The following is a 19,069-nucleotide window of genomic DNA, read 5'->3' on the forward strand; positions in this document are numbered from 1 at the left end:
ACCTATATTCTGCGCATATGAAGGTACAACTGCGCCACAACCCCGCGTCGACGATCGCGCGGTGCTTTCTCGCGGGCGGCGAGCCGATGCGGGTCGAAAGTGGCGCCATGGTCGCACATTCGGCGGGAGTCGCGTTGCAGGCCAAGGCGGAGGGCGGCATCATCGCCGGTCTGAAGCGGTCGGTGCTGGCGGGCGAATCGTTCTTCGTCTCGACTTTCACCGCCCCGCAGCAGGGTGGCTGGGTGGATGTGGCTCCCGCGCTGCCCGGTGACATGCTGAACCTTCAGATCGTCGCGGACCGCCCCTTCTTCATCAGCCGCGGCGGCTGGATCGCCAATTCGCATGGTGTACAGGTGGAAAGCAAATGGGGCGGATTCTCGAATCTGTTCGGCGGTGAGGGCGGTTTCGGTCTACGCGCGCACGGCGAAGGCGAAATCGTGGTCGGAGTTTTCGGCGCCATCGATGTCATCGATCTGCAGCCAGGGGAACCGATCACCATCGATACCGGACACGTGGTCGCCTACGATCTGTCGATGAATTTCACGATCCGGCGAGCGGTTTCGGGCCGTTCGATCCAGTCGCTGAAATCGGGCGAGGGTTTCGTCTTCGATTTCGTCGGGCCCGGGCGGGTATTGCTGCAAACCCGTAATCCCGGCGCGTTCGCGGTGTGGGCGAGTTCGGTGGCGTCCAACGGCTGATCGGCCGGTAGACGGGGACCTCTCCGCCGCGTATGCCGCGCGGTGCGCGGGGCATTGCCGGATGGTCACCGGGTGTTCATCTGCCGGGCATCGGGGTCGTCGATGCTGTGGGCTCCGATCGACATCGAAATTGAGGATTTGTTCTGATGGAACTTCTCGAAGTGCTCGTACTGATTCTTCAGACCGGATCCGCCGCTGTCTCCCAGAGTGCCGCGTAGTCGAAAGAAAAAGTGGCGACAACCCATCGGAATTATCCGGTGGGTTGTTTGTTTTCCGGCTCCGGCAGGCCGATCAGTCGATGAGGTCGTCGATCAGCAGCCGCGTATCGGGCACGAACGGCCACTCCGGATCATCGAGGTGCACGCGCAATTCCGCGTCGGTCCACCACCAGCCGTCCGCGATCTCCTCCGGTTGGTGCCGGATGGGCCCGTCCCAGTGGAATTCGTAGGCGAACAGGTGGCAGCGCATCGGCCTGCCGTCCCACAGGCCGTCCCACGAGATCTTCGCCAGGGGCACGAGTCCGTCGGCCACGCCGATGCCGAGTTCCTCGCCGAGTTCACGCACCGCTGTCCGGACGGGATCCTCGCCGGGCCCGACGACGCCGCCGGCCAGACAATCGTGCATCCCGGCGAAAACCATCTTGGTATCGGTACGCCGGTGCACGTAGATCCGCTGTCCGTCCCCCGAACGAACCAGCACCCCGGCACTCGCGTGCCACAGCCCGTCCCGATAGACCTTCGCGCGGTCCTCGACCCCGACGACCCGGCCCGCCTCATCGTAGACCGCGATCACTTCCGAACTCTGCTCCGCCCGCTGTGGCACGTGCCCGAGGGTAGCGCGCGTCAGCGGGGGAGCCCGGCGCGGACGGCCGCCTGGCGGTGACCGGTCTCCCGTCCGGCGGTGAGCGCACGGAAACGCGACCGGTACAAGTGGCAATGCGCGCGCGATCGGCAGATCACGGAGGGGCAATCGCCGACTGGTGTCGTGGAGCGATGAGTATTTCATCCTGGTTCAAGCAGAAATCGTCCGTCGCCACCGTCGCACCGATCTTCGAGCAGATCGGAGGCTACGAGGCGCTCGAGGTCGTGGTCGCGGATTTCTACGTTCGCGTGCTGGCCGACGAACAGTTGGCCGGTTTCTTCACCGGCACGAATATGGGCAGGCTGAAGGGCAAGCAGGTGGAGTTCTTCGCCGCGGCGCTGGGCGGGCCGCAACCCTACACCGGCGCGCCCATGAAACAGGTGCACCAGGGCCGCGGAATCACCATGGAGCATTTCGGTCTGGTGGCCGGTCACCTGACCGATGCGTTGGCCGCGGCGGGAGTTCCACCGGAAACGGTCACCGAGATCATCGCCGCGATCGCACCCCTGGCGGACGACATCACCTCCGGCACCACACCCGGGCCCCGATGACACCGGTACCGACCGACGGTGCGCCACCGGTGACCGCGTCGCGACGACGCGGTCGCCTCGATATCCGGTGGCGCCCGTCGATTCCGTGTGCGGATCCGCTGAGGTCAACCGCGTCCCGGTGAACGACGGCGCACGGGTTTCGCACCCGGTTTCGGCGCGGCGGCCCTGCGTTTCTCGGCCGCGCGCTGTGCGAGTACCGCGGCTTCGGTGTCGAGCCTGCGATAGACGATGTGCTGTTGACCCAGCGTCCAGGCGTTGTTCGACACCCAGTACAGCAGGATCGCGATGGGCAGTACCGCGCCGCCGAGTACGGCCGCCGCGGGAAAGACCCACAGCATGACGGTGTTCATGAACGGCACCTGCCGGGCGGTCCGATCCTGGCGGGCGATCGATGCCCGCGCGGTGACGTGCGTCGCGACCGCGGCGATCACCATCAGCGTTGCGGCGACGACGAGCACCGCCACGGTGGGCGTACCGGTGAGGGTGGCCGACAGCGGCGCTCCGAATATCTTGGCCTGCAGGAACGATCGCACATCGGAGGCGTCGAGGAAGTAGTTGGGGGTGAGCGCGTTCTGCTCGGGGGTCATCGGCGCCGAGGTGGTCCGGAACGGCAGGTGACCGACCGTGCGCGTGCGGTCGAAGGAACGCAGCACGTGGAACAAGCCGAGGAAGACCAGCCCCTGACCGAGCGCGGGCAGGCAGCCGACGAACAGGCCGACGCCGTGTGCGGTATGCAATTTCCTGATCTCGACGCTCTGCCGTCGCTTGTCGCCGTCGAATTTCCGTTGGATCGCTCGTACTTCGGGTCGCAGGCGTTTCATGGCGGCCTGATTGCGAGCCTGGCGCAGGAACGGCAGGAACAGCACCGCGCGGAAGGTCGCGACGAGGAAGACGACGGCGAGTATCCAGGCCGCCGCGTCGGCGGGACCGAGGACGGCGGCGAAAGCGGTGTGCCACATCCGGAGAACGGCGGACACGGGGTAATAGACGAAATCGAGCACGAGGGTTCACCTGACTGGTGGCCGTGCGTCGGCGCACGGAACGGGCATGGACGGCCGAATGCCGACGACGCCCGCTCGGGCCGTCGTCAGCGCGTGACCGCGCCCGGTGCTCGTGGCCGGGGACGCCCCGCCGTGTCCGGATTGCTCTGTCGCAGATAGGTGCCGCGCCTGCGACGCTGCGCCGAGGGCGGCGGGCCCGAAGCCGTGGCGGTGAGCGCGCGCAGCCGAACGGCGCGCGGCGACACCATCGCGAAGATCGCGGCCGCGGCGACCACACCGAGGACGGCCAGCGCCCCCGATTCGCCCGCCGGTGCGGCGAGCAGCGCGAGCCCGGGCACGACGAACGCGACCACCGCGTACGCCGTCAGCCGAGCCCACGAGAACATGCCACGAGAGTACGTGGCCCCGAGCGCGGGGACCGGATGATCCTGGGCGGGACGCCTCAGGTCGCGCTGCCCGCCGTCCACGATCCGTCGCCGAGATCCCAGAGGCCGTCACGTTCCAGCGCGGCCGGGAACAGTCCGAAGGTCCGGCGGCAGGTGCGGGTCAGGTGCGCGCTGTTGTCGAAACCGGCCGCGTCCGCCGCCGCCGCGAGATCGTCGCCGGAACGCACCCGGATGATGGCGACACGCAGCCGAAGCCAGAGGATGTACGGACGGAGCGGGATCCCGACCTGGGCGGCGAACAGATGCGACAACCGCGTCGGCGAAAGGCCGACGCGCCGTGCCACATCCGCGCCGCGGATCGACCGGTCGTGGACGAGGGAGGGCAGTACGTGCAGCGCCTCGGTCACCGCGTGATGCGGTGCGCCCGGCGGCGTCTGGTGGTCGCAGCGCAGATCCGTGACGATCGCGGTGACCTGGTCCAGCAGCGCCGACCGCGCCGGATCGACCGAGGGAATGCGGACGCCCCCGGTCCAGCCCCTGGTGTGGGCGCGGCGGTCGGCGGCGGCGCCCGCCACCGTCTCCGGATCGAGGTACAGCGCGGCGCCGTGCGCCGCGCCCGCGTCGATCCGATGGGGCGCGTCGGCGGGCACGATGACGACCGTGCCGTGATGGTGCACGCCGCTGGCGTCCATCACCGTCAGCGGGGTGTCCGCGGACAGGATCTGTACGGCGTGATGCGCGTGCAGATCGGTTTCGCCGATCGTGCCGCCGAAGGCGAGAATTCCGGGGCGCAGCAAGGCCGTAGCCCGGTATGAGGTGTCGTCGGGCGGGTGTGCGCCGCCCAGGCTTCGGGGTGTCGCGGACACCCCATCGGTGACCAGAGCCTTCTCCATCGGACGCTCCCGGCAGGTGACGCGAATCCAGGTGCGGATTCCCTGTCAATCTATCCGGGCGGCACCGCCGCGGTGCTGGTTTCGGCCACCTGATCCAGGAATTCGCCGACGATCTTCCACGATGCGGCCGTATCGGGGTGACCGGGCGAGCGGCGCCGACCTACCCGTGACGCAGTTCGATCGCCAACGCCACCAGTTCGGACATGTAATCGCCGTTCGTCGCGGCCAACCGGACGGCCTCGGCGGGCGCGAACGCGCGGACCTCCTGTATCTGTTCGGCGTCGCCGGGATTCGTCGGCGCGGAATCGACGACGACATCGGCCGTGCACCAGAGGAACGCCTTGCGCGGATGCGGCTGCCACGCCCGATAGGGCGCCGGATGGTCGCTGATGCCGTGATGCGCCCCGATCCACCGGAGCGGCCCGACGGTGCGCGCGCCCGCCTCCTCGCGCAGTTCGCGGCGCACGCAGTCCTCGATCGTCTCGTCGGCCTCGCGCGTCCCGCCCGGCACCAGCCAGATATCGCGATCGTCGCGACACAGCACGATCCGCGCGCCGACGAAACAGACGACATGGATATTGGTGACGAGATCGTCCGGCGGCAGTTCGGTCGAGAAACGGACGTCGAGCCCACCCCATTCCCAGCGAGCCGGCGTGTGCAGCAACGGAAACCGTTCGGCGAGCGTCACATCCACAGGGTAGCCGGATCGCGGCGGCCGAGATCAGGGCAACGTGAACAGCAACCGGTGTGGATCCGACCCGGTGGACTCGACCCGGAACGCGTTGCGGAACAACTCCTGATTGCGTTCGTTGCGGCGCGCCACGGTCCCCATTTCGGGATACACGCGGCATTCGGCGGCGCAACGCAGCCAATCGCGGCGCAGCGCCGCCCGCTCGAATCGCGGGAAATCGAAAGCGGGCCCCATGCTCCAGCACATGCTGAGCATGCCCAGTTGCGCGTCGGCGGGCCAGGATTCGAAAGCGGCGAACGGCGTGATCACCGCCCCGTCGCCGTGACGCGTCAGCCGACCCCGCATCAGCGTCTCCCATTCGTCGAGACGTTCGAACACCAAACGGTCGATCGCCCCGTTCGTCAGACGCAGATCGGTCACCCGCTCGAAACGGCGGCAACCGCCGCGCACCAGATCGGTGCGACGTTTCACCGTGTCCCACGCCGCGTCGATATCGGTGTCGGAGGCGTACGGGCCGCGCATGCCCCGACGCCACGGTAGCCGCCGGGACGCGGCCAGCGCCGCGGCCCGCTCACCCTGGGTGGGGGAGCCGAACCCGCGCGCCGACTCGTCGAGTGCGACGCCGACGGCGGTGCGCACGCACCCCCGGACATCCAGGTACATCCAGGGCACCCGGCCCTCCAGCGGCACATTGAACGGCAGCCAGATCTCGCGGACCGCGGCTTTCATCGGGTTCTCTCCGTATTCCGGTGCGTGACAGACGAATCCGGGAATCACGCCCGGTCCGACACACCTCGACCGGGCAGGCCCCGCACCCCGCGGCGAGCGGCGCCACCCCAGAATCACCGGGCCGACCGGGAAGAACACGCGTAGCCGACTACTCGGGTTCGCGGGCTCGCACCACGCGGATCCCGCGCGGACGGACCCGCGATGAGCGAAATACCACCCTCGGCATGACATCGGCATCTGTCGCCTAGGCTCGATGGCATGCAGCGCATCATCGGCATCGAGGTCGAATACGGTATCTCGACACCCACCGAGCCGTCGGCCAACCCGATCCTCACCTCCACCCAGGCGGTGCTCGCGTACGCGGCGGCCGAAGGCGTGCCGAGGGCCAAGCGGACCCGATGGGACTACGAGGTGGAATCACCGCTGCGAGACGCGCGCGGATTCGACCTGAGCCGGATGAACGGGCCCGCGCCGGTCATCGACGCGGACGAGGTCGGCGCGGCCAACATGATCCTCACCAACGGCGCGCGCCTCTACGTCGACCACGCGCACCCGGAATTCTCCGCGCCCGAGGTCACCGACCCGCTCGACGCCGTCATCTGGGACAAGGCCGGTGAGCGGGTCATGGAAGCCGCCGCACGCCACGCCTCCAGCGTGCCCGGCGCACCCCGCCTGCAGCTGTACAAGAACAACGTCGACGGCAAGGGCGCCTCCTACGGCACCCACGAGAACTACCTCATGAGCCGCGACACCCCGTTCAACCAGATCATCGTCGGGCTCACCCCGTTCTTCGTCTCCCGGCAGGTGATCACCGGCTCCGGCCGCGTCGGAATCGGACAATCCGGCGACACCGCGGGCTTCCAGCTCTCCCAGCGCTCGGACTACATCGAGGTCGAGGTCGGACTGGAGACCACCCTCAAACGCGGCATCATCAACACACGTGACGAACCCCACGCCGACGCCGACAAATACCGCAGACTGCACGTCATCATCGGCGACGCCAACCTGGCCGAGATGTCGACCTACCTGAAAGTCGGCACCACCGCGCTCGTACTCGACCTGATCGAAGCAGGCGAGGACCTGTCCGATCTGCAACTGGCCCGCCCGGTCACCGCCGTACACCAGATCAGCCACGATCCGACCCTGCGCACCGCCGTCGCGCTCGCCGACGGCCGCGAACTCACCGGCCTCGCGCTGCAACGCCTCTACCACGAGCGGGCCGCGAAATTCATGGACCGCGAAGGCAACGACGACCCACGCGCCCGCGACATCCTCGACAACTGGGCCATGGTCCTCGACCTGCTCGAACGCGACCCGATGGAGACCGCGAACCTGCTCGACTGGACCGCGAAACTGCGCCTGCTCGAAGGCATGCGCAACCGCGAAGGGCTCGGCTGGGCCGCCCCCAAACTGCACCTGATGGATCTGCAGTACTCCGACGTGCGCCTCGACAAAGGCCTCTACAACCGCCTGGTAGCGCGCGGATCGATGAAACGACTCGTCACCGAACAGCAGGTCCTCGACGCGATGACCAAGCCCCCCACCGACACCCGCGCCTACTTCCGCGGCGAATGCCTGCGCCGCTTCGGCGCCGACATCGCCGCCGCGAGCTGGGACTCGGTCATCTTCGACCTCGGCGGAGACTCCCTGGTCCGCATCCCCACCCTCGAACCCCGCCGCGGCACCAAATCCCACGTCGGCAAACTCCTCGACGGCGTCGAGACCGCGGCCGAACTGGTCGAACAACTGACGCAGTGATATTGGCGGCCGGGGCCGCGGGTTCGCGGCCCTTCTTGTCTCGCGTCCGAGCGGTCGAGACTCGCGACTGCGTCGCATTGTCTCGACCGCTCGGACGCGAGACGGCCGCGAACGGGCGCTCGTAAGGCTCGCGCCGTGCGGGGTGGGGTTTGGTGGGGGTGTTGCGGTGTTGCGATGTCGCTGGTGTGGTCGGCTGGGGATTGGTGGGCCTGGTCCGAACGCCTCGGCGCGAGCCTCGCCCTACATCACGCCGCGCTACGCGGGCGAGCGGCTGGTGCCGTCGACACCTTGTCGCCGAACTGACACCTGCCACCGAGCGCCGCCTCCCAACGACCCCGTCCGGAGCGAGTATTACGAGCGACCGGGTTCGCGGCCGTCTCGCGTCCGAGCGGTCGAAGCGCATGCGCCGAAGGCGCGAGTCTCGACCGCTCGGACGCGAGACAAAGGGGCCGCGAACCACGCGGCCCCGGCCGCAAATCAACACAGCCCGGGTTCGGCTGGGTAGGGTTGTTCGTACGAGCACGAACATTGCTCATGATCGGAGCCGTGCTCATACTGGGCTCCGGTCATGATGAGGACAGAGGAGGTCGGCTGCGATGGCACAAGAGCAGACCAAGCGCGCCGGGGGCGGCGACGAGGACGAGGGGCCCGAGGGCGCCGAAGCGGCCGGTCAGGAGCGCCGCGAGAAACTGGCGGAAGAGACCGACGACCTGCTCGACGAGATCGATGACGTGCTGGAGGAGAACGCCGAGGACTTCGTCCGCGCGTACGTGCAGAAGGGCGGCCAGTGACAGCAGGTGATCCGATGCGTCTCCAACCGGGGCACGCACTCTCGTCCTTCACCGAACACCTGCGCAGTTACGCACCGGATCTGTTGCCGGGCAACAGATTCGCCGCGATCGACGGCGCCACCGGTTCCTCCGGTGGCGCCGCCAAGGATGTGGCCCCGCACGGGACCACCATCGTCGCGGTCAGTTTCCGGGGCGGTGTGCTGATCGCGGGCGATCGCCGGGCCACCCAGGGAAACCTGCTGGCCAGCAGGGATATGGAGAAGGTGTACATCACCGACACCTATTCGGCGGCCGGTATCGCGGGTACCGCAGGCATGGCCGTCGAGATGGTGCGGTTGTTCGCCGTGGAGTTGGAGCACTACGAGAAGATCGAAGGGATCTCGCTCACTTTCGACGGCAAGGCCAACAAGCTGTCGAAGATGGTGCGTGACAACCTTCCCGCGGCCCTGCAGGGTCTGGCCGTGGTGCCGGTGCTGGTCGGTTACGACCAGCACACCACCGATCCGGATCGGGTCGGGCGCATCATCTCCTACGACGTCGTCGGTGGGCGCAGCGAGGAGCGATTCGGCTACGCCGCGGTCGGCTCGGGTTCGATGTTCGCCAAGACGTCGTTGAAGAAGTTGTACGCCAAGGGAATCGACGAGACGCGCGCGTTGCGCATCGCCGTCGAGGCATTGTTCGACGCCGCCGACGACGACACCGCCACCGGCGGGCCCGATCTGGTGCGTCGCATCTATCCCACCGCGGTCCTCATCACCGAGGAAGGCGCCGAAGAGGTGGCCGGAACGCGGCTGGAGGAGATCGCGCGCGAGATCGTCGCCGCACGTGAGGCCGCGCAAGAAGGGAGTGCCCCAGCATGACACTGCCGTACTATGCGTCGGCCGAGCAGATCATGCGCGACAAGACCGAACTCGCGCGCAAGGGGATCGGTCGTGGTCGCAGTGTCATCGTGATGGCGTACGACAAGGGTGTGCTGTTCCTCGCGGAGAATCCGTCCGCGACGCTGCACAAGGTGAGTGAGCTGTACGACCGCGTGGGGTTCGCGGCCGTCGGCAAGTACAACGAATTCGAGAGCCTGCGTCGTGGCGGCATCCTGCAGGCCGATCTGCGGGGATACCAGTACGACCGGCGCGATGTGTCCGGCCGTGCGCTCGCCAACGCCTACGCCCAGACTCTCGGGTCGATCTTCACCGATCAGCTCAAACCCTACGAGGTAGAGATCTGCATCGCCGAGGTCGGCTATCCGGAGCAGGAGCAGCAGTCGGTGCTCTACCGGATCACCTTCGACGGTTCGATCGTCGATGAACGCGAATACGTGGTGATGGGCGGCACGACCGAGCCGATCCTCACCGCGTTGAAGGGTTCCTACCGGTCCGGGCTGGATCTGAGTTCCGCCATCGACATCGCGGTCAAGGCGTTGCAGGCCGGGATTCCGGAGGGCGCCGACAAGGACAAGCGTGCGCTCGGGGTCGCCGCGCTCGAGGTGGCGACGCTGGAGCAGTCGCGACAGCGCCGTGCCTTCCGGCGCGTCCCCAACGCCCAGCTGGAACAGCTGCTCGGCGCGGGGAGCACCCCGGCGGCGTCCCCCGCCGACGCGGAGGGATCCGCGCCGGAATCGACCGGGGAGCAAACTCCGAAGCAGCCCGAGTAGGGCGAGCCGCACAACCCCGCTCGGGCCCGCGCCCGGAATACCGTTCGACGGTGGTTCCGGACGCGGGCCCGAGTTCTTTCCGGTGCCGTGACACTTTTTCCGGTGCTGTGACGCGCCCGACCGCGGGGTGAATTCGCACCGGAAATCCGCCGGTCCGGGTCTGTGGAAACGGACAAACCGACCCGAATCGTTGTGAAGACGTATGCATTCGTGTTGTCCGCAGCCCCACGCAACTGCTGGATATGGCTGTAATGTCGATGGTGTGCAGCGACGAATTATGGGGATCGAGACCGAGTTCGGTGTGACATGCACCTTTCACGGTCACCGTCGGCTGTCCCCCGACGAGGTAGCCCGGTACCTGTTCCGCCGGGTGGTGTCCTGGGGCCGTAGCTCTAACGTGTTCCTTCGCAACGGTGCTCGGCTGTACCTCGACGTCGGCTCGCATCCGGAGTACGCGACGGCGGAGTGCGACAACCTGCATCAGCTGGTCACCCACGATCGCGCGGGTGAACGGGTGCTGGAGGAATTGCTGATCGACGCCGAACAGCGATTGGCCGAGGAAGGTATCGGCGGCGATATCTACCTGTTCAAGAACAACACCGACTCCGCGGGAAACTCCTACGGCTGTCACGAGAATTTTCTCGTGGTGCGCGCGGGGGAGTTCTCCAGGATCTCGGATGTGCTCCTGCCGTTCCTGGTGACCCGCCAATTGATCTGCGGTGCGGGCAAAGTACTGCAGACTCCGAAAGCGGCCACTTTCTGTCTGTCGCAACGGGCCGAGCACATCTGGGAGGGCGTCTCCTCGGCGACCACCCGCTCGCGGCCGATCATCAACACCCGTGACGAGCCGCACGCGGACGCGGAGAAATACCGCCGCCTGCATGTGATCGTCGGTGATTCCAATATGGCCGAGCCGAGCACCATGCTCAAGGTCGGCACGGCGGCACTGGTCCTGGAGATGATCGAGGCCGGGGTTTCCTTCCGCGATTTCGCCCTGGACAACCCGATCCGCGCCATCCGCGAGGTCAGCCACGATCTGACCGGCAGGCGGCCCGTTCGGCTGGCGGGCGGACGCCAGGCCAGCGCACTCGACATCCAGCGCGAGTACTACGCCCGCGCCGTCGAACACCTGCGCAACCGCGACCGGGATCCACAGATCGACCAGGTCGTCGACCTGTGGGGTCGCACCCTCGACGCGGTCGAGGCGCAGGATTTCGCCAAGGTCGACACCGAGATCGACTGGGTGATCAAGCGCAAGCTGTTCCAGCGTTACCAGGATCGCTACAGCATGGAACTGTCCGATCCCAAGATCGCCCAGCTGGATCTGGCCTACCACGACATCAAACGCGGTCGCGGTGTGTTCGATCTGTTGCAGCGCAAGGGTCTGGCCAAGCGGATCACCGAGGACGAGGCCGTCGACGCCGCCGTGGACACCCCGCCGCAGACCACGCGCGCCAAGCTCCGCGGTGATTTCATCACCGCCGCGCAGGAGGCCGGCCGCGATTTCACCGTCGACTGGGTGCACCTGAAGTTGAACGATCAGGCGCAACGCACGGTGCTCTGCAAAGATCCGTTCCGGTCCGTCGACGAGCGCGTCGACCGGCTGATCGCCTCGATGTAGGAGACCGAGAAATTCACACCGCCCGCCGCACCCTTCCACGAGAGGGGCGCGGCGGGCGGTTTCTCGTGTCCGCGCTGGCTAGCGTGGAAATATGACCGATGACGAACTCCTGAACGAACTGCTCGAGGTCGAGCGTCGTGGCTGGGACGCGCTGTGTTCGAGCACCGGCGCCGAGTTCTACGGCGCGATCATGACCGAGGACGCGGTGATGGTGCTGGCCAACGGCATGATCATGAACCGCGACACGGTGGTCTCGTCGCTTCGCGACGCGCCGCCGTGGCGCGATTACGAGATCGAGGATCCGCGCGTGGTCGGTGTCGGCGCGGACGGCAGGGTCCTGGTCTACATCGGTGTCGCCTACCGCGACGGCGACGAACCCGCGTTCCGCGGTGTGATGTCGACGACCTATGTCCGGCACGAGGGACGATGGCGGCTCGCCTGTTATCAACAGACCGTCATTCGGAGCTGAGCGACCGGTCGGTGTCCACGGCGTAGCGCAGCAGCACCCGCCCGTGCGGACGCTGCTCGGCGCCGATGCAGCGCAGCCGGGTGGGCTGGGCGGTCCGATCCAGGTCGGTGGCGGTGAACATCGCCGCCGTCCTGGTGCCGCCGACGGCGATCGGTACCACCTCGGTCTCGATCTCATCGATCAACCCCGCCCGCAACAGCGCACCGCCGAGCCGCGCACCACCGGTCGCGACCACGGTCTCCACCGCGAAACGCGCGCGTAGCACCTTCAACGCGGCCGTGAGATCCACGTGACGGCGTCCGCACACCAGGTAGGGGACGCCCTCGCGACGCAGGTAGGCGAGGTAACTCGGCGGTGTGGCGGTCGCCACCAGGACGAGCAGATGCCAGCCCGCCATCTCGGTGCCGGGGAAGTCCCGTTGAGTCCAGCGCACCCGGCCGCGACTGTCCGGCACCACGAACCAGCCCGCGGTGGCGCGGGCGACGACCTCGTCGGGTAGGTGGTCGCGCGCGAGGGCCGAGACGGGGCGATCGGTGGCGGGCAGGATCCGGGGCCGCTGATCGTCGGTGACCAGCGATCCGCTGCCCTCGAGCAGTACTTGCGGACGATGCCTGCGCATGAGGTCGCGATAACCTTCCGCACCGCTGGGCCAGCGCTCGTCGCGCATCAGGAGTGTGCGAGGTGATACCGCCAGCCGCCCGTCCACCGAAATCGTGTTGTGCGTGATCACCCGGGGCCGTCGCATCGTGCCTCCCTCTCAACGGTCGGATACCCGGTGCCCCCTCGGCGAACCCGCGACCCCGCCTACCCCCGTTGCACAGGCGACGGAACCACCCCCGTTCGCGGCCGGGAGCGGTCTACTCCCCGGCCAGGTAGCGCTCCACGGTGTCGACCTTCGAGGTCATCGCGTCACTGACGCCGGGCCTGATGTCGGCCTTGAGCACCAGGCTGCATCGCGGCGCTGCCGCCAGCACGGCATCGGAGGCCGCCTTCACCACCGCCATCACCTCGTCCCATTCGCCTTCGAGGGTGGTGAACATCGCGTCGGTGCGATTGGGCAGGCCGCTCGCCCTGACCACCCGCACCGCCTCGGCCACCGCGCGTCCGACGTCGACTCCGGCGCCGAGGGGTGTCACGGAAAAGGCGACGATCATGGGCTGCTCCTCGATGTCGGGGGGATTCGGCCGCGCGTAGCGAATCGCGCGCCGCCGCGCACGGACCGCGGAGCGCAGATTACCCTCTATCGAGTGGCGATATCCAAGGTCGAGCGGCTGATGAATCTGGTCATCGCGCTGCTGTCGACCCGGCAGTTCTTGACCGCAGAGCGGATCCGGGACAGCGTCGCGGGGTACGAGGAGTCCGCGAGCGACGAGGCCTTCAGCCGGATGTTCGAACGGGACAAGAACGAGCTACGCGACCTGGGCATTCCGCTGGAAGTCGGTCAGGTGAGCCGGTACTCGACGGTGGAGGGCTACCGGATCAACCGGGACGCCTACGAACTGCCGGATATCGGGCTGTCCGACGAGGAGGCGGCGGCGGTCGCCGTCGCGGTCCAGATGTGGGAATCCCCCGAACTGGCGGCCGCGGCCGAGGGCGCGCTGCTCAAGTTGCGTGCCGCGGGCGTGCACGTCGAAACCGACGCGGCGGTGGCCTCGGTGCCCGCCGTCCCGGCGCGGACCCGCGGTTCGGAACCGGTACTCGGCAAACTCCTGGCGGCCATCGACGAAGGCCGGGCGGTGCGCTTCGAACATCGCGGCGCCGTCAACGCGCCGTACCTGATGCGCGATGTGGAGCCGTGGGGTGTGGTGACCCACCACGGGCGCTGGTATCTGGTCGGGCACGATCGCGACCGCGACGCCGTGCGCAGTTTCCGGCTCTCGCGCATCGGCGACGACATCACCGCCTACGGTCCGGTCAACACGGTGCACAAACCCGAAGGTCTCGATCTGCGGTCCATCGTCGACCGTGTCACCAGCGGCGCTCCGGTGAGCGGGGCGGCGACGGTCTGGGTGGCCGAGGGACGCGGACGCGAGATCCGCAGACTGGGCCGGGTCATCGGTGAACGCAGTGTCGCGGGCAGGGCGGGGGTCGAGGTCGAGATCCCGATCCGGTCCCGTGACTGGCTGGCGCGACTGATCACCGGTCTCGGACCGGACGCTCTCGTCATCGCGCCCGAGGAATTGCGTTCCGATGTCGTGGCCAGGCTGCGGTCGGTGCTCGAACGCACGGAGGTGGTGTTGTGAGCAACACCCGCCTGTCCGTGCGACTGTCGCGGCTGCTCAACATGATCCCGTACTTCATCGCCAATCCGGGGATCAGCGCCGCCGAGGCCGCCGCCGATCTCGGCGTGACCACCAAACAGCTCATGAGCGATCTCAATCAGCTGTGGATGTGCGGGCTGCCCGGTTACGGTCCCGGCGACCTGATCGACCTGTCGTTCTCCGAGGAGAGCATCGAGGTCACCTTCTCCGCCGGGATCGACCGGCCGCTGCGGCTGACCTCCACCGAGGCGACGGCCCTGCTCGTCGCGCTGCGCTCGATCGTGGAGATGCCGGGCATGGTCGATCCCACCGCGGCCCACGCGGCCATCGCCAAGATCGAATCGGCGATCGTCGGCGGTGGCGCGCAGATCTGCGAGCCGCACGATTCCCGGATGCCGCCCGCGGAGGCCCCCGCGGTGGCGACGGTGCGTTCCGCGCTGGCACGCCAGCGGGCGCTGCGCCTGGTCTACTACTCGGCGAGCCGGGATGTGGTCTCCGAGCGGATCGTCGATCCGATCCGGATCGTGCTGGTCGACAACAACAGCTATCTACAGGCGTGGTGCAGGCAGGCCGAGGGGGTCCGGCTTTTCCGGTTCGACCGGATCGAGGCGGCGACCGAACTCGACGAACCCGCGCGTCCGCCCAGTCACGCCACCGAGGCCGCGGCGGCGCTGGACCTGTTCCAGGACGATCCGGCGGTTCCGCTGGCGCGACTGCGAATCCACCCCGATTACGGGTGGGTGCTCGATCAGTACCCGATGAATCGGCTGGCGGTGAATTCCGACGGCAGCCTCGACGTCACCATGCGTTTCGCCACCCTGGACTGGATGGCGCGGCTGCTGCTCGGCTTCGGCGCGGGAGTGACCGTGCTCGGGCCGCCCGAACTAGTCGCCGCGGTGCGGGAACGTTCCGATGCCGCGCTGGCGGTCTACGCGGAGGCAGGGTTCGAGATCCGATGAATGTCGTGGTGCTCGGGGCGGGCAGCATCGGGATCTACGTCGGCGGGAAACTGGCCGCGGCCGGGGCGAAGGTGACCTTCGTCGGCAGACCGAGAATGCTCGACGAGATCACCGCGTCCGGGCTGCGTCTCACCGACCTCGACGGCGGCGAGGTCACCGTCGAACCCGCGGAGTTCGGGGTGTCGACCACCCCCGAGGACGCCGGATCGGCCGATCTGGTGCTGGTCACGGTCAAATCGGCGGCCACGGCGAGCGCGGTACGCGAGCTGGCGGGCGTCCTGCGGCCGGGCACCCTGGTGCTCAGTCTGCAGAACGGTATCGGCAACGACACCGTGATCAGGGAGATCCTGCCCACCTGCGTCGTGCTGGCGGGCATGGTGATGTTCAATGTCGTGCATCACCCCGGCGGCCGGTTCCACCGAGGAACCGAGGGCGGGATCGCGGCGCAGGACGATCCGGCGCTGGCGGCGGCCGCCGCGGTCTTCGATCGCGCGGGACTCGGGTTGCGTCGCTATCGGGATCTGCTCCCGGTGCAGTGGGCCAAACTGCTGCTGAACCTCAACAACCCCATCAACGCGCTGTCCGGGCGACCGTTGCGCGAGGAACTCGCCGACCGCAACTACCGCCGCTGCCTGGCGCTGACCCAGTCCGAGGCGCTCGCCGCGATGAACAGAGCGCGAATTCATCCGGCGCGCCTGACGCCGCTGCCGCCACGAGTGATGACGCGCCTGCTGACCGTGCCCGACGCCGTCTTCGGCCGGGTCGCGGGCCGCGTGCTCGCCATCGATCCGATGGCGCGTTCCTCGATGGCCGACGACCTCGCACTCGGGCGCAAGACCGAAATCTCTTGGCTCTGTGGCGAAATCGTCGGACTCGGCGAGATGGTCGGTCTGCCGACACCGGTCAATCAACGGCTCATCGAACTGATCGTCGCGGCCGAACAGGGCGATCGCCGCACCTGGACGGGGGCCGAACTGCTGGAGCAACTGCTGGCCGCCGCCGACAGCGTGCGGGGCGAACCTCGGGCGAACAGGGACTGACCCGCCCGTCGCGTCCCCCGTGGTCCGGTAGCATCGGCACTACCACTTTTTTGGGAGGTACAGATGTCAGGCACGTTCAGCTGGACGCACCTGCTGATCATCGCGTTGCTGTTCGTGGTGCTCTTCGGCGCCAAGCGGCTGCCGGATGCGGCTCGCGGCCTCGGCCGGTCTCTGCGCATCTTCAAGAGCGAAGTCAGCCAGATGCAGAAGGAGGAGACTCCTTCGACCGCGCCGACTCCGCCACCCGCGCAGCCGCTGCCGCCGGGGCAGTCCGCGGCCGAGCCGGTGCCACCGCAGCCGCAGCAGAAGTCGGCCTGAGCGGTCCGTTCCCATCGGGGTGAGTCCGGCTCACCCCGATCAGTGCTGTTCGGCGGACCGTGACATGGTTCGCGGCACCCGACTCAGCGGCTCTCGACTCAGGGACACATCAGACCTATGCGAATCCCATTCGATCCTCGGCGCAGCAAGCGCAGGACGAATCCCGACGGCACCATGTCGTTGGTCGAGCACCTGCAGGAACTGCGCGGCAGGCTGCTGAAATCGCTGGCCGCGATTCTGCTGACCACCGTGATCGGCTTCCTCTGGTACACGCATTCGTTCTTCGGTCTGGAAAGCCTCGGCGACCTGCTGACCGGTCCCTACTGTTCGCTGCCACCCGAGGCGCGTGCCACGTTGACCTCGGACGGGGCGTGCCGCCTGCTCGCGACCGCGCCGTTCGAACAGTTCATGCTGCGACTCAAGGTCGGGTTCACCGCGGGTGTGGTGCTGGCCGCGCCGGTCTGGCTGTATCAGCTGTGGGCGTTCATCACCCCGGGCCTGTACGCGAAGGAACGGCGCTACGCCGTCGGCTTCGTCGTCTCGGGTTCGGTGCTGTTCGGCGCGGGCGCGGTGCTCGCCTACTTCATCGTGGCCCACGCCCTGCAATTCCTGCTGACCATCGGCGACAACGTCCAGATCACCGCGCTGAGCGGTTCGCAATACTTCTCGATGATCATCCAGTTGCTGATCATCTTCGGCGTCAGTTTCGAAACCCCGCTGATCATCATCGGCCTGAACCTCACCGGCGTACTGACCTACGTGCGGCTCAAGGCCTGGCGACGCGGAATCATCTTCGGACTCTTCGTCTTCGCCGCGATCGTCACCCCGCAGGACCCGTTCTCGATGCTGGCCCTGGCCTGCGCGCTGACCGTACTGTTCGAGGTCGCCGTACAATTCGCCCGGATCAACGACAAGCGGCGCGCGCGCAAGGACGCCGAAGCGGCCCTGCGCGACGAGGAAGCCTCGGTGCTCGCGGGTCCCGAACCGATCAGGCCCGCCGAGTCGATGTCCGGATCCGCTGACGCGTCGGCGCGTTCGGTCTCGGACTACTCCGACACCCTTTAACACCCTCCGACGCCGCCCGCTCCGGATCGCCCGCGTGCGCGACACCCGCGACGATCACCTCTCGTACGTGAACCGAATCACCGCGTCGTCCAAGTGATTCCGAACACCGTGACCCCGAATCGGCCCGAAGTCGTTTGGACCGCCCGTGTTCGGCTATTGCTGGAGCGAACGAGGAGGATCACATGCCCATCAAATACCGCCAGCGCAAATCCTACGGGCCGCTGAAGCTCAACTTCACCCAGTCGGGTCTGTCCTCATGGAGCATCAAGATCGGTCGCTGGTCCTGGAACTCCCGGACCAAGAAGAACAGCGTCGACCTGCCGGGCCCGCTCAGCTGGCGCCAGCGCTGATCCCGCCCGCGCCGGTCGTCGATCGGTGACCGGCGCGGCCGGGGATGGGCAGGGCAGTATCGGAAAAATCCATACGACTGGCCCTGACCTCGTCGGTGTTTCACCCCAACTCGGTAGCGGCGCGAATCCACACCGCGCGCTCGGTCTCCATCATCTCCAGCGCGGCGTCGGGGGTCGTCGAGTCGGCGGTGCCGCTGATGACGACCAGGCCCGCACCGATGTGGTGCAGGCCAGCGACCCGCTCCCGCCACGCCGTGTCGGCCGCCAGGCCGCCGTCGTAGATCTCGCCGAGTCCGGCCGGGCCGGTGATCCGCACCGCGGTGAGTCCCCGGCCGATAGTGACCGTCCAACCCGGCGCTGGGTCGCCGACGAAATCGGTGTCGCGCATCGGCTGGGCGCCGTGCTCGGTGAGCGCGGCGGTCCAGGCAGCCGCGGTGACCAGCGCGCCGGATTCGGCGATCAGGGCGGCGCGCAGACGCGGGAGCACGATCACGACCGGCGTGGTGCCGATGACGGCGGTGAAGGTGGTCGCCTGCTCGATCTCGGGCGTGGGCATGCCGCGACATTACCGGCGGTAACACCCGTACTGCGCACCCAAAATCCATTGCCCCTGTTCGATTCCTGGCCGTCGATGAGATGAACCGGTAAGTCCACCCCTGGACAGGAACGACCCTTGGGTGCCTGAATCACTCAGGGGGCGTTCCCTATCCAGGGATACACCACCGAAGTGGCGGGCTGCCGCCGACCTCCGTGGCGGCGGTTGTCGTCGTGTCGTAGCCGGTTCTGACCGCCGATAAACCCCGCATACCTGGCTCGTATCGGCGGGTAGGTCCCAACCTTGGCCTTTCGCGAACCAGGCAGGGATCAGCGTTGCTGGAGTACTAGATCCAATGCCGCGCAGTTAGGGGTCGTGCCTGGTTGTCAACTCGGTTGGTGGTTGGCGGGGATGGTGGGTGGATTGGGTTGTGCGGCAGGG

Annotated in this window: 23 protein-coding genes; 14 read left to right on the plus strand and 9 right to left on the minus strand. The window is 67.6% G+C overall.

Annotated features, from left to right (window positions below; translation table 11 throughout):
• Positions 1–17: 17 nt before the first annotated feature.
• Complete coding sequence (locus tag DAT37_RS25340; protein WP_109527404.1) at positions 18–698, plus strand: TIGR00266 family protein; 681 nt, start codon at positions 18–20, stop codon at positions 696–698.
• 291 nt (positions 699–989) lie between these two features.
• Here DAT37_RS25340 and DAT37_RS25345 read toward each other — a convergent pair whose 3' ends face one another.
• Positions 990–1,520, minus strand: a complete 531-nt coding sequence (locus tag DAT37_RS25345) for an NUDIX hydrolase (protein WP_232839974.1) — start codon at positions 1,518–1,520, stop codon at positions 990–992.
• A gap of 170 nt (positions 1,521–1,690) precedes the next feature.
• Between DAT37_RS25345 and DAT37_RS25350 the strand changes: the two genes are divergently transcribed.
• Positions 1,691–2,110, plus strand: a complete 420-nt coding sequence (locus tag DAT37_RS25350) for a group I truncated hemoglobin (RefSeq protein WP_109527295.1) — start codon at positions 1,691–1,693, stop codon at positions 2,108–2,110.
• A 104-nt stretch (positions 2,111–2,214) separates the two neighbouring features.
• Here the strand turns inward: DAT37_RS25350 and yidC are convergent, their stop codons facing one another.
• The 5 genes from yidC to DAT37_RS25375 all read right to left on the minus strand — a co-directional run bounded on the left by yidC (position 2,215) and on the right by DAT37_RS25375 (position 5,810).
• On the minus strand, positions 2,215–3,111 hold the full coding sequence (yidC, locus tag DAT37_RS25355; RefSeq protein ID WP_109527296.1) for a membrane protein insertase YidC: 897 nt from the start codon (positions 3,109–3,111) through the stop codon (positions 2,215–2,217).
• Between the two features lie 86 nt (positions 3,112–3,197).
• Positions 3,198–3,497, minus strand: coding sequence for a DUF6412 domain-containing protein (locus DAT37_RS25360; RefSeq protein WP_109527405.1), 300 nt, complete (start codon positions 3,495–3,497; stop codon positions 3,198–3,200).
• Positions 3,498–3,553: 56 nt separating this feature from the next.
• Positions 3,554–4,390, minus strand: a complete 837-nt coding sequence (locus tag DAT37_RS25365; protein WP_109527297.1) for a helix-turn-helix domain-containing protein — start codon at positions 4,388–4,390, stop codon at positions 3,554–3,556.
• Between the two features lie 160 nt (positions 4,391–4,550).
• Positions 4,551–5,078, minus strand: a complete 528-nt coding sequence (locus DAT37_RS25370) for an NUDIX hydrolase (RefSeq protein ID WP_109527406.1) — start codon at positions 5,076–5,078, stop codon at positions 4,551–4,553.
• Positions 5,079–5,111: 33 nt separating this feature from the next.
• Positions 5,112–5,810 carry a hypothetical protein gene (locus DAT37_RS25375; RefSeq protein ID WP_157978689.1) on the minus strand — a complete coding sequence of 233 codons (699 nt, stop codon included), beginning with the start codon at positions 5,808–5,810 and terminating at the stop codon, positions 5,112–5,114.
• Between the two features lie 258 nt (positions 5,811–6,068).
• Between DAT37_RS25375 and dop the strand changes: the two genes are divergently transcribed.
• The 6 genes from dop to DAT37_RS25405 all read left to right on the plus strand — a co-directional run bounded on the left by dop (position 6,069) and on the right by DAT37_RS25405 (position 12,100).
• Complete coding sequence (gene dop, locus DAT37_RS25380) at positions 6,069–7,568, plus strand: depupylase/deamidase Dop (protein WP_109527299.1); 1,500 nt, start codon at positions 6,069–6,071, stop codon at positions 7,566–7,568.
• Positions 7,569–8,164: 596 nt separating this feature from the next.
• On the plus strand, positions 8,165–8,359 hold the full coding sequence (locus tag DAT37_RS25385) for a ubiquitin-like protein Pup (RefSeq protein ID WP_109527300.1): 195 nt from the start codon (positions 8,165–8,167) through the stop codon (positions 8,357–8,359).
• A 14-nt stretch (positions 8,360–8,373) separates the two neighbouring features.
• Entirely contained in the window at positions 8,374–9,219 is an 846-nt protein-coding gene (gene prcB, locus DAT37_RS25390; RefSeq protein ID WP_109527407.1) for a proteasome subunit beta, read from the plus strand.
• Entirely contained in the window at positions 9,216–10,010 is a 795-nt protein-coding gene (prcA, locus tag DAT37_RS25395; RefSeq protein WP_109527301.1) for a proteasome subunit alpha, read from the plus strand. Before prcB ends, prcA begins: the two co-directional genes overlap by 4 nt.
• A gap of 262 nt (positions 10,011–10,272) precedes the next feature.
• Positions 10,273–11,631 (plus strand): Pup--protein ligase, encoded by a 1,359-nt coding sequence (gene pafA / locus DAT37_RS25400; protein WP_198654408.1) that lies wholly within the window; start codon positions 10,273–10,275, stop codon positions 11,629–11,631.
• Positions 11,632–11,722: 91 nt separating this feature from the next.
• Positions 11,723–12,100 (plus strand): nuclear transport factor 2 family protein, encoded by a 378-nt coding sequence (locus DAT37_RS25405; protein WP_109527303.1) that lies wholly within the window; start codon positions 11,723–11,725, stop codon positions 12,098–12,100.
• On the opposite strand, the gene DAT37_RS25410 is transcribed toward DAT37_RS25405, so the two are convergent.
• Together DAT37_RS25410 and DAT37_RS25415 are read right to left on the minus strand one after the other, a co-directional pair.
• On the minus strand, positions 12,087–12,845 hold the full coding sequence (locus DAT37_RS25410) for a dihydrofolate reductase family protein (RefSeq protein WP_109527304.1): 759 nt from the start codon (positions 12,843–12,845) through the stop codon (positions 12,087–12,089). The two genes, DAT37_RS25405 and DAT37_RS25410, sit on opposite strands and share 14 nt — an antisense overlap.
• Positions 12,846–12,957: 112 nt before the next feature.
• Complete coding sequence (locus DAT37_RS25415) at positions 12,958–13,254, minus strand: MTH1187 family thiamine-binding protein (RefSeq protein ID WP_109527305.1); 297 nt, start codon at positions 13,252–13,254, stop codon at positions 12,958–12,960.
• Between the two features lie 93 nt (positions 13,255–13,347).
• On the opposite strand from DAT37_RS25415, the gene DAT37_RS25420 reads away from it, so the two are divergent.
• The 6 genes from DAT37_RS25420 to DAT37_RS25445 all read left to right on the plus strand — a co-directional run bounded on the left by DAT37_RS25420 (position 13,348) and on the right by DAT37_RS25445 (position 18,093).
• Positions 13,348–14,343: a helix-turn-helix transcriptional regulator gene (locus DAT37_RS25420; RefSeq protein ID WP_198654409.1), complete on the plus strand. Its 996-nt coding sequence runs from the start codon at positions 13,348–13,350 to the stop codon at positions 14,341–14,343.
• On the plus strand, positions 14,340–15,320 hold the full coding sequence (locus DAT37_RS25425; protein ID WP_269814799.1) for a helix-turn-helix transcriptional regulator: 981 nt from the start codon (positions 14,340–14,342) through the stop codon (positions 15,318–15,320). Before DAT37_RS25420 ends, DAT37_RS25425 begins: the two co-directional genes overlap by 4 nt.
• Positions 15,317–16,360: a 2-dehydropantoate 2-reductase gene (locus tag DAT37_RS25430; protein WP_109527307.1), complete on the plus strand. Its 1,044-nt coding sequence runs from the start codon at positions 15,317–15,319 to the stop codon at positions 16,358–16,360. Before DAT37_RS25425 ends, DAT37_RS25430 begins: the two co-directional genes overlap by 4 nt.
• A 63-nt stretch (positions 16,361–16,423) precedes the next feature.
• Complete coding sequence (gene tatA, locus DAT37_RS25435; protein ID WP_109527308.1) at positions 16,424–16,678, plus strand: Sec-independent protein translocase subunit TatA; 255 nt, start codon at positions 16,424–16,426, stop codon at positions 16,676–16,678.
• Between the two features lie 117 nt (positions 16,679–16,795).
• Positions 16,796–17,743 (plus strand): twin-arginine translocase subunit TatC, encoded by a 948-nt coding sequence (gene tatC, locus DAT37_RS25440; RefSeq protein ID WP_109527309.1) that lies wholly within the window; start codon positions 16,796–16,798, stop codon positions 17,741–17,743.
• A gap of 182 nt (positions 17,744–17,925) precedes the next feature.
• Complete coding sequence (locus DAT37_RS25445) at positions 17,926–18,093, plus strand: DUF4236 domain-containing protein (RefSeq protein ID WP_109527310.1); 168 nt, start codon at positions 17,926–17,928, stop codon at positions 18,091–18,093.
• 100 nt (positions 18,094–18,193) lie between these two features.
• Here DAT37_RS25445 and DAT37_RS25450 read toward each other — a convergent pair whose 3' ends face one another.
• Entirely contained in the window at positions 18,194–18,649 is a 456-nt protein-coding gene (locus DAT37_RS25450) for a hypothetical protein (RefSeq protein ID WP_109527311.1), read from the minus strand.
• Positions 18,650–19,069 lie beyond the last annotated feature (420 nt).

Origin of the sequence: Nocardia aurea (assembly GCF_003123685.1) — a bacterium.
GTDB classification, from domain to species: Bacteria; Actinomycetota; Actinomycetes; order Mycobacteriales; family Mycobacteriaceae; genus Nocardia; species Nocardia aurea.